The following is a 14,621-nucleotide window of genomic DNA, read 5'->3' as shown; positions in this document are numbered from 1 at the left end:
GAACTCCCGCCGCGAACTACTGTGCTGCCTGCAGCGCGCCGCGTGCCCGTTCCGACGCTGCACATTGATTACCGTCGACCGGTCGGCTTCGGCCAGAAGCGGCTATTCGACATGTTGGGACAATGCGCCCCAGAGCCGACGTTCAATCTGGGTTCGTAGAAGAATTAATCCATGGATTGCGATTTCACCCTTCCAAACAATCTGGCTCTTGGACTTTTGATCGCAGACCGTCTCCTTGACGCTAGCGACCTGACAGGCGAAGACAGAGTGCTTTTGGCGCAGGGGTTAAAACTCTCTTGGGAATGGGTGAAGGGGCGCGACGTTGACCCTCGTCTGCTTTGCGAATACATCGATGGCGAGGCGAACTTGCCCTTCCGGTCGACCCTATATGAGGCCAACAGCGATGCGGGCCGCGCGATGACCGCCGCTTTTCTGGTGATTGGCCTGATAGCTCTACAGGCGTGCCGTGAGATGAACATGTCACCATCCGAGAGCGTCGAGAATTTCGGTGAGGGCGAGTGGCACGCACTGATGAATATCGCGCCGATGCTGTCCGATGAAAGCCGAGCCAGGATCGCAGGGGCAAAGCTTCGCTAGGTTCGGAGCGGTATCACAGGCAACAACAGCCATTCGGCATGTCCGGCAAAATTCGGCCAGTAGCCGACCTTCACCGCCTCGGTCTACCTTCCACCCCAACTCGCCAATCACAGAAACATGACAGTCGCGATGTCACCGCTGTGGATCAAGCATCCTGACATCCCATGGGGTAGCGTCGGGTGGCGCATGGGCTGGGGTGAGGCGTACTGGGGTCAATGGAGAATTTTCTTTCTGGCCTTGAAGGAAGAAGAGCGCCACCGCTACCGAGAGACCTGGCCGGAACCTGAGTCATGGCGGGGGCTGTATGCATTTATTGAGTCGGGTGAACCCCCACCCTGGGCAATCGAACACAGGAGAAAACTGGCTGGGCCATATCCCCTGCCAAGTACCGAAGAGTCCAGCATCAGCGAGCACTACCGGGTTGTATGGTTGGTCAGGTGCCACATGAGCAAGCTGGGCGTCTACGAAGTACCTGCGAGATTTCCGTCGCCGTATCTTGGACAAGCACTGGATGAGGGCGACGTAACGTTCTATGCGGAACCGAACGGCGCCTGGTGGCGTTTGTCGATGCCAAAAAGTGGCGGGCTTATGCTGAACCGATTGACGCAACCAAACGCCCCTGACATGTTGCTGTTCCGTAAGGCATAGCGGCTGTCGGCCACAAGCTGTCGCTTGACTTGGTCTGCTTCGGATAGGCTAGCCTACAGACATGAGCAAATCTGATCCCGATGCAGTTTCCTATTCGTTCGTCGTGCGCGGCATTCACGAAGATGTCTTTGGCTTATTCTCTAAGCGCTTCCCTCGATTCACCGGCGGTGTCGGAGTGAGAGAGCCGCGAATGGTCTATCACCGCGTCGAGTGCACAGTCGGCGACATCAGCGATGCTCTGGCTTGGATCCGAGAGACGCTGTCGGGGAAATACGCAGCGCTGGAACTCGGTATCAATATCTATACGCCGCGCAACTGGGCAAACCTAGACGTGCCGACCGAGGTCGTTGATGCGGCTCACGAGCACGGGATACCTCTTCGGGTCATGTTTGCTTCACCGGCCGTCTAAGGTAGACCCCGCAAACAACGCGCATCGGCCGTCCGCTTTGCGTCGATAAGGCCGACCTTGCGAAGGACTGCAACGGGCCCGTTGCAGACATAGGCGTATCCCGATAGCAGTCATTCAGGCGGCAGCATCTTTGCGAGATGCTGACTTCTTGGCGTCAAGCTACTCCCGCCGAATCGACCGCACTAGCAGTTCTGCCGGCCACAATGAAAAGTGTCCGCACCCACCAAATTTCGGGTCAGGCCCACGTAGAACGCCGGTGACGATGACCCTCTTTCCTTCCCAGCGAGTCAGCAATTCAGCGTCCAGCGCGGGCGTCTCCTCGTCGACCTCAAGCCAAAGCTTTGAGCGTTCGCTCCGCTCGGCCCAGACCGCGTGCTCAAGAGATTGACTCTCGAATCTCCATGCCAGTAGTCCTACGACTTCTGTCAGCCTGCCATCGAAGGTCGGGAAGCGTTCAAGAATTTCGTTAACGGTGAGAGTCATTTGAACGTCTGTTTCTGGCCGACTGTAGCCGGTGGCGCTGCCGTCGTGGGCGGGCCCAAAGCCGAAGTTCAATTCGCTCCTAAGCGGACCTACCACTTGTATGGGGAAAAAGTTCTGGGCGCACCGCAAACTGCTTAAGTACATCACTGAGCTCACGCCGACCCTCATCGGGGCTACCGCCGTAGCCCATCTCGAACAAATTGATGGTGTCTTCTAATCGATTGAAGGTGAACTGAATGTCTTCGTCTAGTGCGGTGGACTGGGCGACATGGAAGGCCCGCCGCGCGACGGTACCTTGAGCTTCAGGCACAGTGCTTGCGGCCAACTCGCAACTCAGGTCCCAGAGGAGCCATCGCCCGGCGAGCTCCAGATTTCCGTCGCCGGCAACATTTTTCAAGCACTGATGCAAATGAGAGGAGCCTCTGCTGGCCAAGACTTCAACTATTTCCACGGGTGGGGTGTCGCACGCATCAACAATCTTTAGCGCCCAATCACGCGCTTGAGCGTCCGTCAAAATGCTAGCTTCCATGCCAACCCGGAAATACAAAGCTGCGGTCGCGAAGCTCGATTCGTTCATGTTTGCATGCTCCTCCAACCGCTGGAATCAAAGTCTGCTCTTGTCCGGATTCTGCACCAGTGGTGAATGACCGGTCATGGCCGATAGTACCCCTCCGACCAGCGCTATCGCAGGTCAGCACCCAGTCTGAATCGAACATTGAACGCAGTCACTCCAATTTCGACCGCGGCCAGGATCAGCCCTTCGAACTTCTGCTTGTCCGCTGCTCGTCTCACACAAAAGCTCAGTGGTGCGCTCCCGCATGCTCATCTGCGATCCGCAGCAGCGGTCAAGCTGCCAGCGTCACAGCTGCGCTCATTGTGCGCAGGCCATCGGGTGCTCCCTGCAGCGAAATAAATATGGAGCCCGCAGGCTGCGGGGCATTTGTGGAGGGGGAATGCCCGGTGGTCCGTGCCCGCGCCCTGAACAATGAACAGCTCTAGACAGCCTGCTTGTGCCGCTCGATGCAGACGTCCAGCGTTTCCGCGCCGGGCCGCTGCCACCAGTCAAGGTTCGAAAAGATCTCGACCTCGCTGAAACCGGAGAACCCCGCGTCCTCGACCCACCCACGGATCTTCTTCAGCTCGACCACACCATCACCCATCATCCCGCGATCACTCAGCAGATCGCGCGTAGGCGTGAGCCAGTCGCACACGTGGTACGCCAGCAGACGCTCACGACCGGCGCGGGCAATCTGCTGCTGCAGCTTCGGGTCCCACCACACGTGATAGATGTCGAGGGCCACGCCGAGCATGCCGCTCTTGCCTGCGTCGAGTTCGTCGCAGAGGTCGAGTGCGTGTTCCAGCGTGTTGATGCACGCGCGGTCGGCCGCCTGCATCGGGTGCAGGGGTTCGATGGCGAGCGGCATGCCGACTTCGCGAGCGTATTCGAGCGATGCGGCGATGCCGTCGCGCACCTCGCCGCGCGCGCGGCCGATGTCCTTGTAGGCGACCTTGCCTTCGAGCGTGCCGGGCAGGGCGCCGACCACCAGCACGAGACAGGGCGCATCGAGCGTTTTTGCTTCGTCGATGGCGCGGCGGTTGTCGTCGAGCGCGGCCTTCAGGCCGGCCGCATCGGGCGCGGGGAAGAAACCGCCGCGGCAGTAGCCCGAGAGGCCGATGCCGTGCGCCTTCAGTTGTTTCGCCACCTTGTCGAGTCCGACAGCCGCCACCTGGTCGCGCCAGGGGCTGATCGCGCGGATGCCGCGCTCGGCGCACTGGTCGATGATGCGGTCGAGCGAAACCTCCGCGCCGCACTGCTTGCGCACCGTGGCGGTGTTGATCGACAGCCAGTCGTGGTTCTGAGAGAAATCGCGCATGGTCCGAATCAGCCTTCCACGCCGTGCAAAGCCAGCAGCGTCTTCATGCGCTGAATCGCCAGCTCCGGCTGCTCCAGCAGGTTGGCCGCATCGGCCAGCCGGAACAGCTCGGCAAAGTGCTGCAACGAGCGTGTGCTTTGCTGACCACCGACCATCGTGAAGTGCTTCTGGTGGCCGTTGAGCCACGCCATGAACACCACGCCGGTCTTGTAGAAGCGTGTGGGCGCCGCGAAGATGTGGCGCGACAGCGGCACCGTCGGGCCGAGGATCGCGTGGAACTTCTCGGTGTTGCCCTGCGCAAGCGCACCGAGGGCGGCGCTCGCGGCGGGGGCGATGGCGTCGAAGATGCCCAGCAGCGCATCGCTCTTGCCATGCGTCGGCTCGCTGCCGAAGCCGTCACCGGCAATCAGCTCGGCGTAGTTGAAGTCGTCGCCCGTGTACATGCGCACGCCCGGCGGCAGGCGCCGGCGCATCGCAATTTCCTTGTCCTTGTCGAGTAGCGAGATCTTGATGCCGTCGACCTTGTCCGGATGGGCCGTGATGATGCCCAGCGCCGTGTCCATCGCCGCATCGACATCCTTCGTGCCCCAGTAGCCCGCCAGCGCCGGGTCGAACATGTCGCCCAGCCAATGCAGCACTACCGGCTGCTTCGCCTGGCTCAGGATGCGGTCGTACACGCGCTCGTAGTCGGCCGGGCTCTTGGCCACGCGGGCCAGCGCGCGGCTGGCCATCACGATCAGCTTGCCGCCGAGCGCCTCGATGGCGGCCATCTGCTCTTCGTAGCCGCGGATGACGTCGTCGACGATCTTCACGTCGTCGATGTTCAGGTGGTCGGTGCCGCAGCCTGACGCAACCAGTGCGCCCGGCACGTCCTTGGCTGCATCGAGAGACCGGCGGATCAGTTCGAGCGAGGTCGGCCAGTCCAGGCCCATGCCGCGCTGCGCGGTGTCCATGGCCTCGGCCACGCCCAGGCCCAGCGAGAACAGGTGGCGGCGGTAGGCGATGGTGGTGTCCCAGTCGACTGCGCATTGCAGCCACGGATCGATGGCCGCCAGCGGATCGGCCACCACGTGCGCGGCCGAGTAGGCGATGCGGTTGAACTTGATGCCCGCATCGGGCTTCACCGGTGCGGTGCCGCGCAGCGCGTAGGGCGCGAGCGTGCCGCCGGCGGTAGGGAGGTTCAGCGAAAGAGCCATGGCGAGGGACCTCAGACCTTCAGCGCCGGCACATCGACCCAGCGACGGTCTTTCCACGATTCGAGCGCCGCCTCGACCAGTTGCACGCCTTTGGCGCCTTCGGGCAGCGTCCACTTGTACGGCTCGTTCTCGACCACGTGGCGAATGAAGTGCTCCCACTGGATCTTGAAGCCGTTGTCGTAGACCTGCGAGTCTGGAATCTCCTGCCACTGGTCGAAGAAATTCATCATCTGCTTCTCGTCGGGGTTCCACACCGGGCGCGGCGTGGCCACGCGCGACTGGGCACGGCAACTCGACAGGCCCGCCACGGCCGAGCCATCGGTGCCGTCGACGTGGAAGGTCACAAGATCGTCGCGGCGCACGCGCGTGACCCAGCTCATGTTGATCTGCGCGATGACGGGTTCGCCGTTGTGGCCGGTGAGCTCGCAGGTGGCGTAGGCCGCGTCGTCGGCGGTGGCTTCATACGGCTTGCCGGCTTCGTCCCAGCGCTTGGGGATGTGGGTGGCGCCAATGCACGACACCGACTTCACTTCGCCGAACAGGTTGTCCAGCACGTAGCGCCAGTGGCACATCATGTCCAGGATCATGCCGCCGCCGTCTTCCTTGCGGTAGTTCCAGCTCGGGCGCTGGATGGGCTGCAGGTCGCCCTCGAACACCCAGTAGCCGAACTCCAGGCGCACGCTGAGCATGCGGCCGAAGAAGCCGGCGCGGCGCAGCATGTCGAGCTTGCGCAGGCCGGGCAGGAAGAGCTTGTCCTGCACGGCGCCGTGCTTCAGGCCCGAGCCTTCGGCGAGGCGCGCGATCTCCACCGCTTCGTTCAGGTTGGTGGCAATCGGCTTCTCGCAATACACGTGCTTGCCGGCGCGGATGGCTTTGGCCAGCAGCGTAGGGCGCATCTGCGTGGTGCCGGCGTCGAAGAAGATGGTGTCGTCCTTGTTCTCCAGGGCCTTGTCGAGGTCGGTGCCCCAGCGTGCGATGTTGTGCGCCTTGGCCAGCGCTTCCATCTTCTCGGCGTTGCGGCCGATGAGGATGGGGTCGGGCATGACCTTGTCGCCACTCGACAGCGTGACGCCGCCTTGCGCGCGGATGGCGCAGATCGAGCGGATCAGGTGCTGGTTCATGCCCATGCGCCCGGTGACGCCGTGCATGATGATTCCGAGACGTTGGGTGGCCATCGTTTTCTTCCTTGAGATGCGAGAGAGATTGCAGATCGAAGCGGGGGCTTCAGTAGACGGAACGCATGGCGTCCCACGAGATGCCGGCGCCGGGTTTGCCGGTGGCAAAGCCGGGCGCGGTGGCGAGCGAGGACAGATCGAGCTGCCCGTCGCGGATGGCGAGGCGCACGGCGCCGTCGCTTTGTTCGTACAAGCCCGGGTGGGCGCGCAGCAGTGCCTGCTGTTCAGCTTCGGGAGCCGCGGCAAGGCCGTTGACGTAGTGGTGGCCGTTGCGCTCCACGTGCGAGAGGCCGAGCCAGGAGACCAGCGCCAGGTCTTGCTGCACGCCGATGCCGGCCTGCATGGTGAGGTCTTCGCCGGAGAGGAAGTAGCGCGGCTTTTCCTCGGAGGCGTTCCAATGCGCGCAGCGCGCTGCGTTGATGACCGACTTGTAGAAACCCTTGCAGCTCTTGCTCGATACGCCGGTGTAGCCAAGCGCGCGGGCCTGCACGAAGGCATCGAGCATGGCGTCGGATTCGTCGATGAGCAGCGGAATGCGCTTGCCGAGCGCGGACACGTCGCGCTGCAGGGCTGCATCGCGGCGGATCGGCTGTTCGACGAAGACCGTCTTCTGCGCGAGCTTCCACAGCACGGGCGTGGACAGCATGCGGTCGAGGAAGACGCCGAAGTCGTCCGCATCGGCGTATTGCTCGTTGCCGTCGAGCGTCACGAGTTGCGCGTGGCCGTCTATCACGTGGGCGATGCGTTGGAGTCGATCGATGTCTTGCGCGGTGTTGCCGCACAGTTTGAGCTTGAAGTGCGTGAGACCGTAGCGGCGCACGGCCGCTGCGAGCGTCGTGGGCAGGCCGTCGGTGGGGGCGTCGGGCACGGCGTCGCTGTCATCGATGGCATCGGCGAGGCCCACCGTGTGGCGCGCCGCGATGCGCGTGCGCGGCGATTGCCTAGACAGGAAGCCGGGCATGTCGAAGCCTGCGAGGTCGTCCGCCAGGCCGCTGCCTGCGACGTCGATGCCGCTCAGGTTGGCGCTCATCGCAGCGGCGAAGCTCACGCCACTGTGCAGGCATAGTGCGTCGAGCAGGGCGCGGTCGATCAGCGCCGGGCCGTAGCTGGCCACGAGCGGCTGCAGGCCCTTGGCCCTGGCGCGCGCCTGCAGCGCGGCGTAGTTCGACGCGAAGTGCGTCCAGGCGGTCTGTGCGTCGGGCTCGGCCGTGTAGGCCTCGCGCGCGTCGCGCAAGGCGAAACGTAGTTGCTCGAAGTTCTGTTCATTGGTGAGCGCGGGGTTCTTGTCGAACCACTTGGGCACCATCATCTCGGCGGCGCAGCCCTCGGCCGTGCGGCCGTCCGAAAAGCGGATGCGGGCCTTCACGTAGACCTGCGGGCAGGCGGTGACGGTGGCCGCGCCGAAGCGGAACGGCAGCCGCAGCGTGACGTTGCGCTCGGCAAAGCGGATCTCCTCGACGTGAAAACGGATGGCTTCCATGGCTGGCGCTTTCAGTGGTCCAGGATGCCCTGCGAGAAGAAATGCGCGCGCACCAGCTTCGTGTATGCGCCGAACTCGGCCGAGGCCATCATGTCGAGCGTGCGCGGGCGCGGCAGTTCGATGTCGTACACCGCGGCGATGGAGCCGGGCCGCTCGCTCATCACGATCACGCGGTCCGACAGGAAGATGGCTTCCGGAATGCTGTGCGTGATGAGCATCACCGTCTTCTTCGACGCCATCCAGATGCGCTGCAGCTCCAGGTTCATCTTCTCGCGCGTCATCGCGTCGAGCGCGCCGAAGGGCTCGTCCATCAGCAGCACCGACGGGTCATGCAGCAGCGCACGGCAGATCGACGCGCGTTGCTGCATCCCGCCCGAGAGCTGCCAGGGGTATTTGCCCTCGAAGCCCTTCAGGCCGGCCATTTCCATGAGCTGACGCGCGCGGTCCTTCGAGGCGGCCTTGGGCAGATGGCGCATCTCGGCCTGTAGCAGGATGTTGTCTTCCACGCTGCGCCAGGGCAGCAGCACCGCGCTCTGGAACACGATGCCCACATCCTTCTGCGGACCCTTGATCGGCTTGCCGGCCAGCGTGAGGCTGCCGCCGCTGATGGGCAGCAGGCCCGCCACCATCTTCAGCAGCGTGCTCTTGCCGCAGCCCGAGGGGCCGACGACGGAGACGAACTCGCCTTCCTTGATGGCGAAGTCGAGCGGCTTCAGCGACTCGACCGGGCCGTCCTTGCTTTGGTAGATCTTCGAGACGCCGCGCGCTTCGATCAGGACATCAGTGGACATGGAGAGTAGTTAAAGGACGGAAGCGGACGAGGCGGCGGGGTGCTGAGGTCTTTTCGGGGAACACCGCGGAACCGGCTTTGCCGGGCCGCAGGTGTTGCCCCCGGTAGGGGGAAGGAGAAGCGACACGAAGTGCGCGGAGCCTGGGGGCGAGCCTGCTTACGGCAGGAAGTCGAGGGTCACGTAGTCTTCGGGCTTGCCGCGTGTGGACGCATCCATGCCGCCGTACTGCACCAGCAGGTCGAGTGAGTCGCTCACGTTCTTCATCGCCACGCGGTACGGGCGCTGGTTGGCCGTTTCTTTCGTGTGATAGAGCGCCACGCTCTGCTTCATGCCGACGATCAAGGTGTCGCGCACGCCGGCCTTGGGGTTGGCCTTGAGCATTGCGTCGACCGCGGCCTCGGGGCTCTTCTCGGCAGCTTCGGCGGCCTTGGTGGAGGCGCGCATGAAGCGCTTCACCAGGTCGGGGTTCTCGGTCAGCAGGTTCTTGTTGGTGATGATCCCGGAGCTGATCTGGTTCACGCCGGAGTCGGCGAAGCGGATCGGCGTCACCGGCTTGCCGGTGGCGTCCTGCAGCTTGATGGCCTGGTCCATCACGTAGCCCAGCAGCAGGTCGGCCTGGCCGTTGGTCACGGCATTGAGCTTGGTCTGGCCGTCACCCGAGACGATCTTCACCTGGTCGGCCGTGATGTTGTTGACCTTGAGGAACAGCGGCCACATCTGCGACATCGAGTCGCCCGGCGTGACGGCCACCGTCTTGCCGATGATGTCCTTCGGCGTCTTGATGTTCTTCTCGGTGAAGCCCATCACCGACATCGGGCTCACCTGGAACAGCACGCCGGTCGACTTCAGCGGCGCGCCCTTGGCGGCGGCCTTGATCATGGTCGTGACGTCGATGTAGCCGAAGGTTGCCGACTTGGCGGCCACCGCCTGCGCGGTGACGGCGGAGCCGCGGCCTTCCTGGATGTCGAGGTCGATGCCTTCCTCGGCGTAGAAGCCCTTTTCCTTGCCGAGGAAGAAGGGCGCGTGCTCGCTGTACAGGTACCAGTTGAGCATCAGCGTGACCTTGTCCTTGGGCTTGTCGCCCTGGGCCTGCGCAGGAGCGATGGCGAAGGTGGCGAGCGCTGCTGCAGCGAGCAGAGAGGGAAGCAGTTTCTTCATGGTCTTGTCTCCGGGAGTTGTTGGCTTTGCGAAGGAACTTGAAACGGAAAACTCAGTTCGCGTGGCGCTGCGAGGCGTGCCAGGGAATCATCACGCGCTCGACCAGGTCGACCGCGACGAAAAGAATGACGCCGATGCTCGAGAGAACCACCAGCGCGGCGAACATCAGCGGCAGGTCGAAGTTGCCGTTGGCAACCTGCAGCACGTAGCCGATGCCCGAGTTGGAGCCGACGAATTCACCGACCACCGCGCCCACCACGGCCAGCGTGACCGACACCTTCAGGCCGCTGAAGATCGAAGGCAGCGCCTGCGGCAGGCTGATCTTGAGAAAGGTCTGCAGGCGGCTCGCACCCATCGAGCGCGAGAGGTCGAGCATGTCGGGCTCGACCGACTTGAAGCCCATCACCGTGGACACCACCACAGGGAAGAAACCCAGCAGGAAGGCGCTGATCACCTTCGGGAAGATGCCGAAGCCGAACCACACCACGAACAGCGGCGCGATGGCGACCTTCGGGATGCTCTGCGAGAACACCAGCAGTGGATAAACGTACGACTCGACGACGCGCGAGTAGGCAATGACCATCGCAATCGGAATGCCGATCAGGATCGTCAGGCCGAAGCCGCCCAGCGTGGCGAGCGTGGTCTTCCAGCTTTCGGCGAGCAGGCGCGGCCACTCGGCGACGAGCTGCTTCACGACCTCCCACGGCGGGGGAATCAGGTAGGCCGGAATCTTGAAGAGGCGGATCGCCAGGTCCCACAGCACCAGCAGCAGCAAGATGAGGATGAAAGGGCGCAGGGCCGGAGAGAGCAGGAGCTTGCGGAACATGGCGAGGGCCGGGGCTTTCAGGGGGCTTGCTTACTGTTGGACCGAGAGCCCGGCTGCCTTCACGAGCTGCGCGTTGCTCGCGATCTCTTCCTTGATGTAGGCGTCGAACTGCTCGGGCTTGAGCGTCCAGGCGTCGGCGCCGAGCTTGGCGAAGCGCTCCTTCACCTCGGGCGTGGCCAGCGCCTTGGCTACCTCGGCGTGCAGGCGCTCGACGACGTCGCGCGGCGTCTTGGCGGGCGCCATCATTCCGATCCAGAAGTTGAACTCGGAGCCCGGCACGCCGGCCTCGGTGGTGGTGGGCACGTCGGGCAGGGCGGCGGCGCGCTTGGGTGAGCCGACGGCCAACGCCAGCAACTGGCCTTCCTTGATCTGGCCGATGACCGGAGCAATGGGCGAGAAGTAGTAGTCGACGCGGCCCGAAAGCACTTCGGTCACGGCCTCGCCCGATCCCTTGAAGGGAATGTTGGTAGCGTCGATCTTGGCGGCCATCTTGAACTTCTCGGCGTTCAGGTGCGTGGCGCTGCCCTGACCGGCGGAAGCGAAGTTCATGCTGCCGGGCTTGGCGCGCGCGGCGGCCAGCAGCTGGGGCAGCGTCTTGATGTTCTTGCTGGGCGAGATCACCAGCGCATTGGGCAGCGACGAGATCGGCGTGACGCCCGCGAAATCGTGCACCGTGTCGAACGGCAGCTTGGCGAAGGTCGAAGGGCTGACCGTGTGCGACGACGAATGGATCATCACCGTGTAGCCGTCGGGCGCGGCCGTGGCCACCGCCTGCTGGCCGATGGTGCCGCTGGCGCCGCCGCGGTTGTCGACCACCAGCGTCTGGCCCATGCTGGCGCTCATCTTGTCGGTGATGGCGCGGGCAATGATGTCGGTGGTGCTGCCGGCCGCGAAGGGAACGATCACGCGGATGGGCTTGCTGGGGTAGCCGTTCTGCGCGGCGGCCAGGCCCGGTAGCAGTGCAGCGATGCAGGTCAGCGAGGCAACGACGGTGGTGCGTGCAGTGCTGGCAAAGAGCTTCATGGATGTCTCCGCGCGGTCGGGCCGCTTTCTTGAACCGATCAATTCACCAATGAGTGAATTATCGATTGTAGGAACGGCTGCGCCGCAGCGTCAACGGCCGCTGCCTAGTAGATACCCGGAGAGTGCGAAGACGCGCTGATGAAGCTCAGTGCAGGACGTAGCCCAGCACGAGATCAGTCATGTGCGAGAGGCGTTGCGCCATTGCCTTGGGCGCGCGCAGATCACGGCCGAAGATGGCCGAGAGCGTGTGGTTGTTCGAGAGGTAGAAGTAGCAGAGCGACGCGATGGAGATATAGAGCTGCACAGGGTCCACGCCGGCGCGGAACAGGTTGTCGCGCCGGCCGCGCTCCAGCACGGTGTCGAGCAGCTGTACCAGCGGCGAGTTCATCTCCTGGATGCGCTCGGAGCGCTTGAGGTGCGCCGCGCAATGCAGGTTCTCGCTGTTGAGCAGCGTGATGAACTCGGGGTGCTCGAGGTAGTAGTGCCAGGTGAACGAAACCAGCTGGCGGATGGCCTCGACCGGCTCGATCTCGTCGAGGTGCAGGCGCTGCTCGGCCTCGCGGATGTCGGCGTAGGTGCGCTCCAGCACCGCGAGGAACAGGTCGTCCTTGCTGCCGAAGTAGTAGTAGATGAGGCGCTTGTTGAGGCCCGCGCGCTCGGCGATGCTGTCCATGCGCGCGCCGGCGAGGCCGCGCGCGGAGAACTCGTCGCGCGCCGACGCGAGGATGGCGAGCTGCGAGCGGTCGGCGTCGCGCGAACGGGGTTCGATCACTTCGGCGGCGTCGGGTGAGGGGTCCTTGGAGGCCTTCATGGCGCGAATTTAACCAATTGGGGAATTAACGCAAGGCGTCTGGAGCGGGCGCACATAATTGCCGAAGACATTTGCAGCTGAGGTTCTACTTCTCATGAGTACATCACAACCCGCGGGCCACCTGATCGTGGAGTGCCTGGTCGAACAGGGCATGGAAATGGCGTTCGGCGTGCCTGGCGAAAGCTTCCTGGCGGTGCTCGACGGCTTTCATGCGTACCGCGATCGCACGCGCTTCATCGTCAACCGGCAGGAGGGGGGCGCGGCCTTCATGGCCGAGGCGCACGGCAAGCTCACGGGGCGGCCGGGCGTGTGCTTCGTCACCCGCGGGCCCGGCGCGACGAACGCATCGATCGGCGTGCACAACGCCTTCCAGGATTCGACGCCGATGGTGCTGTTCGTCGGCGACGTCGGCAGTGACTTCCGCGACCGCGAGGCTTTCCAGGAGGTCGACTACGGCAGCTTCTTCGGGCCGAGCACCAAGGGCTTTGCCAAGCGCGTGGAGCGCATCGACGATGCGAACCGCATTCCCGAGTACATCGCGCGCGCCTTCGCCACCGCGATGAACGGACGGCCGGGGCCGGTGGTGCTTGTGCTGCCGGAGGACATGCTGCGCAGCGAGACGACGGCTCGGCCGCTGGCGCGCGTGGAAGCGGTCGAGCCCTGGAGCGACCCGGGCGCGCTGCGCACCTTGCGCGAACTGCTGCTGAAGTCGCAGCGCCCGCTGGTGATTGCCGGCGGCGGCGGCTGGACGACGCAGGCCGCGCAGGCGCTGCAGCGTTTTGCGGAGAACTGGCGGCTGCCGGTGGCGAACGCCTTCCGCTTTCAGGACACTTTCGACAACCACCATCCGCTGTATGCGGGCGATGTCGGCATCGCGATCAACCCGAAGCTCGCGCAGCGCGTGAAAGACGCCGACCTGATCCTTGCCATCGGTCCGCGCCTGGGCGAGATGACGACCGGCGGCTACACGCTGCTCGAAGCGCCCAAGGCGAAGCAGACGCTGGTGCACATCCATGCGAGCGCCGAGGAGCTCAACCGCGTGTACCAGGCCGACCTGGCCATCAACGCCGGCATGAGCGCAGCCGCGCGCAGCCTGGAGGTGCTGAGCGCGCCGCCGACGCTGCCGTGGGAAGAGTGGACGCTGCAGGCCCATGCCGACTACGAGGCCAACCTTGTGCCGCAGGCGCTGGCCGGCATGCCCGCCGAGACGCCGCGCGGGCCGGTCGACATGGCGGAGGTCGTCGCGCTGCTGCAGAAGCACTTGCCGGCGGACGCGGCCATTACCAACGGCGCGGGCAACTTCGCAAGCTGGGTGCATCGCTACTTTCGCTATCACGGGCTCGCGAAGGGCGCGAAGACGCAGCTGGCGCCGACCAGCGGAGCGATGGGCTATGGCGTGCCGGCCGGCATCGCGGCCAATCTTGCGACGGGGCGCGTGGCCTTCACCATCGCGGGCGATGGCGATTTTCTGATGACCGGGCAGGAGCTGGCGACGGCTGCGCAGCATGGCGGCAAGAGCATCGTCGTGCTGCTCAACAACGGCATGTTCGGCACCATCCGCATGCACCAGGAGCGCGAGTACCCCGAACGCACGAGCGGCACCGCGCTGCGCAACCCCGACTTCTGCGGCCTCGCGCGTGCGTATGGCTATGCGGCCGAGCGCGTGACGGAAACGGCGCAGTTCGAGGCCGCGCTGCTGCGTGCGCTGGCGGCCGATACGGGCACGCTGATCGAGATCCCGCTCGACCCTGAAGTGATCACCACGCGCGGCACGCTGGCGTCGATCACGCGTTCGGCGAAGCAGCAGCAGGCGCAGGGCTGAGCGCCGAGCGATGTCGGGCCACTTCGTCGCGCAAGGACGGCGAGCGCAGCTCGAACACGTCGAACAGGCCGAGCGCGTCGAGGGCGGGGATCAGGGAGACCAGGTCTTGCTCGGCGGCGTGCCTGTCGGCGGCCGATGTGCCTGCGTCTTCGAGGATGCGAACGTTGGCGAGGAAGGCGCCGACCGATCCCTTGCGCAATGTGCGGCCGTTCACGACGGTGAAGTCTGAGCCGTCGGGCAGTACGTCTTGGGCTTTCATGGATGTTCCTTGGATGGGTTGGTGAGGATGAACTCGATGCTAGGCAGCGGCGCGCGTTCGGGCTTGCGG

16 protein-coding genes are annotated in these 14,621 nt (G+C 64.4%); 4 read left to right on the top strand and 12 right to left on the bottom strand.

The features are described from left to right. The first annotated feature begins 171 nt into the window (after window positions 1-171). The 3 genes from BLV60_RS08980 (at window position 172) to BLV60_RS34010 (ending at window position 1,654) form a co-directional block, all read left to right on the top strand. Window positions 172-597, top strand: coding sequence for an Imm6 family immunity protein (locus BLV60_RS08980; RefSeq protein WP_093053135.1), 426 nt, complete (start codon window positions 172-174; stop codon window positions 595-597). Between the two features lie 117 nt (window positions 598-714). Continuing rightward, on the top strand, window positions 715-1,245 hold the full coding sequence (locus BLV60_RS34015; protein WP_143042573.1) for a hypothetical protein: 531 nt from the start codon (window positions 715-717) through the stop codon (window positions 1,243-1,245). Window positions 1,246-1,306: 61 nt separating this feature from the next. After that, window positions 1,307-1,654, top strand: coding sequence for a hypothetical protein (locus BLV60_RS34010; protein ID WP_143042572.1), 348 nt, complete (start codon window positions 1,307-1,309; stop codon window positions 1,652-1,654). 159 nt (window positions 1,655-1,813) lie between these two features. On the opposite strand, the gene BLV60_RS08970 is transcribed toward BLV60_RS34010, so the two are convergent. The 11 genes from BLV60_RS08970 to BLV60_RS08920 form a co-directional block, all read right to left on the bottom strand. Continuing rightward, the gene (locus BLV60_RS08970) at window positions 1,814-2,137 is read right to left on the bottom strand and encodes a hypothetical protein (RefSeq protein ID WP_143042571.1); all 324 of its coding nucleotides are present in this window, start codon (window positions 2,135-2,137) and stop codon (window positions 1,814-1,816) included. Between the two features lie 79 nt (window positions 2,138-2,216). Continuing rightward, complete coding sequence (locus BLV60_RS08965; protein WP_093053126.1) at window positions 2,217-2,714, bottom strand: hypothetical protein; 498 nt, start codon at window positions 2,712-2,714, stop codon at window positions 2,217-2,219. A gap of 418 nt (window positions 2,715-3,132) precedes the next feature. Continuing rightward, entirely contained in the window at window positions 3,133-4,011 is an 879-nt protein-coding gene (locus BLV60_RS08960; RefSeq protein WP_093053123.1) for a sugar phosphate isomerase/epimerase family protein, read from the bottom strand. Window positions 4,012-4,019: 8 nt separating this feature from the next. Then, a complete protein-coding gene (locus BLV60_RS08955; RefSeq protein WP_093053120.1) occupies window positions 4,020-5,207 on the bottom strand; it encodes a dihydrodipicolinate synthase family protein in 1,188 nt (395 codons plus the stop codon). An 11-nt stretch (window positions 5,208-5,218) separates the two neighbouring features. Further along, complete coding sequence (locus BLV60_RS08950) at window positions 5,219-6,382, bottom strand: Gfo/Idh/MocA family protein (RefSeq protein ID WP_093053117.1); 1,164 nt, start codon at window positions 6,380-6,382, stop codon at window positions 5,219-5,221. Between the two features lie 49 nt (window positions 6,383-6,431). Further along, on the bottom strand, window positions 6,432-7,862 hold the full coding sequence (locus BLV60_RS08945) for an enolase C-terminal domain-like protein (RefSeq protein ID WP_093053114.1): 1,431 nt from the start codon (window positions 7,860-7,862) through the stop codon (window positions 6,432-6,434). A gap of 11 nt (window positions 7,863-7,873) precedes the next feature. Next, window positions 7,874-8,653, bottom strand: coding sequence for an ABC transporter ATP-binding protein (locus BLV60_RS08940; RefSeq protein ID WP_093053111.1), 780 nt, complete (start codon window positions 8,651-8,653; stop codon window positions 7,874-7,876). Between the two features lie 156 nt (window positions 8,654-8,809). Continuing rightward, window positions 8,810-9,811 (bottom strand): ABC transporter substrate-binding protein, encoded by a 1,002-nt coding sequence (locus BLV60_RS08935; RefSeq protein WP_093053108.1) that lies wholly within the window; start codon window positions 9,809-9,811, stop codon window positions 8,810-8,812. A gap of 52 nt (window positions 9,812-9,863) precedes the next feature. Then, window positions 9,864-10,637 carry an ABC transporter permease gene (locus BLV60_RS08930; protein WP_093053105.1) on the bottom strand — a complete coding sequence of 258 codons (774 nt, stop codon included), beginning with the start codon at window positions 10,635-10,637 and terminating at the stop codon, window positions 9,864-9,866. Between the two features lie 30 nt (window positions 10,638-10,667). Further along, complete coding sequence (locus BLV60_RS08925; RefSeq protein ID WP_093053103.1) at window positions 10,668-11,660, bottom strand: tripartite tricarboxylate transporter substrate binding protein; 993 nt, start codon at window positions 11,658-11,660, stop codon at window positions 10,668-10,670. 145 nt (window positions 11,661-11,805) lie between these two features. Next, window positions 11,806-12,471, bottom strand: coding sequence for a TetR/AcrR family transcriptional regulator (locus tag BLV60_RS08920; protein ID WP_093053100.1), 666 nt, complete (start codon window positions 12,469-12,471; stop codon window positions 11,806-11,808). Window positions 12,472-12,565: 94 nt separating this feature from the next. Between BLV60_RS08920 and BLV60_RS08915 the strand changes: the two genes are divergently transcribed. After that, on the top strand, window positions 12,566-14,293 hold the full coding sequence (locus BLV60_RS08915; RefSeq protein WP_093053097.1) for a thiamine pyrophosphate-binding protein: 1,728 nt from the start codon (window positions 12,566-12,568) through the stop codon (window positions 14,291-14,293). Here BLV60_RS08915 and BLV60_RS08910 read toward each other — a convergent pair. Further along, a complete protein-coding gene (locus tag BLV60_RS08910) occupies window positions 14,256-14,552 on the bottom strand; it encodes a hypothetical protein (RefSeq protein ID WP_093053094.1) in 297 nt (98 codons plus the stop codon). The two genes, BLV60_RS08915 and BLV60_RS08910, sit on opposite strands and share 38 nt — an antisense overlap. Window positions 14,553-14,621: the final 69 nt, after the last annotated feature.

The organism is Variovorax sp. YR634 (assembly GCF_900106655.1).
Taxonomy (GTDB): domain Bacteria; phylum Pseudomonadota; class Gammaproteobacteria; order Burkholderiales; family Burkholderiaceae_C; genus Variovorax.
The sequence above is the reverse complement of the archived record's forward strand: the minus strand, read 5'-3'. Positions and strand labels throughout refer to the sequence as shown.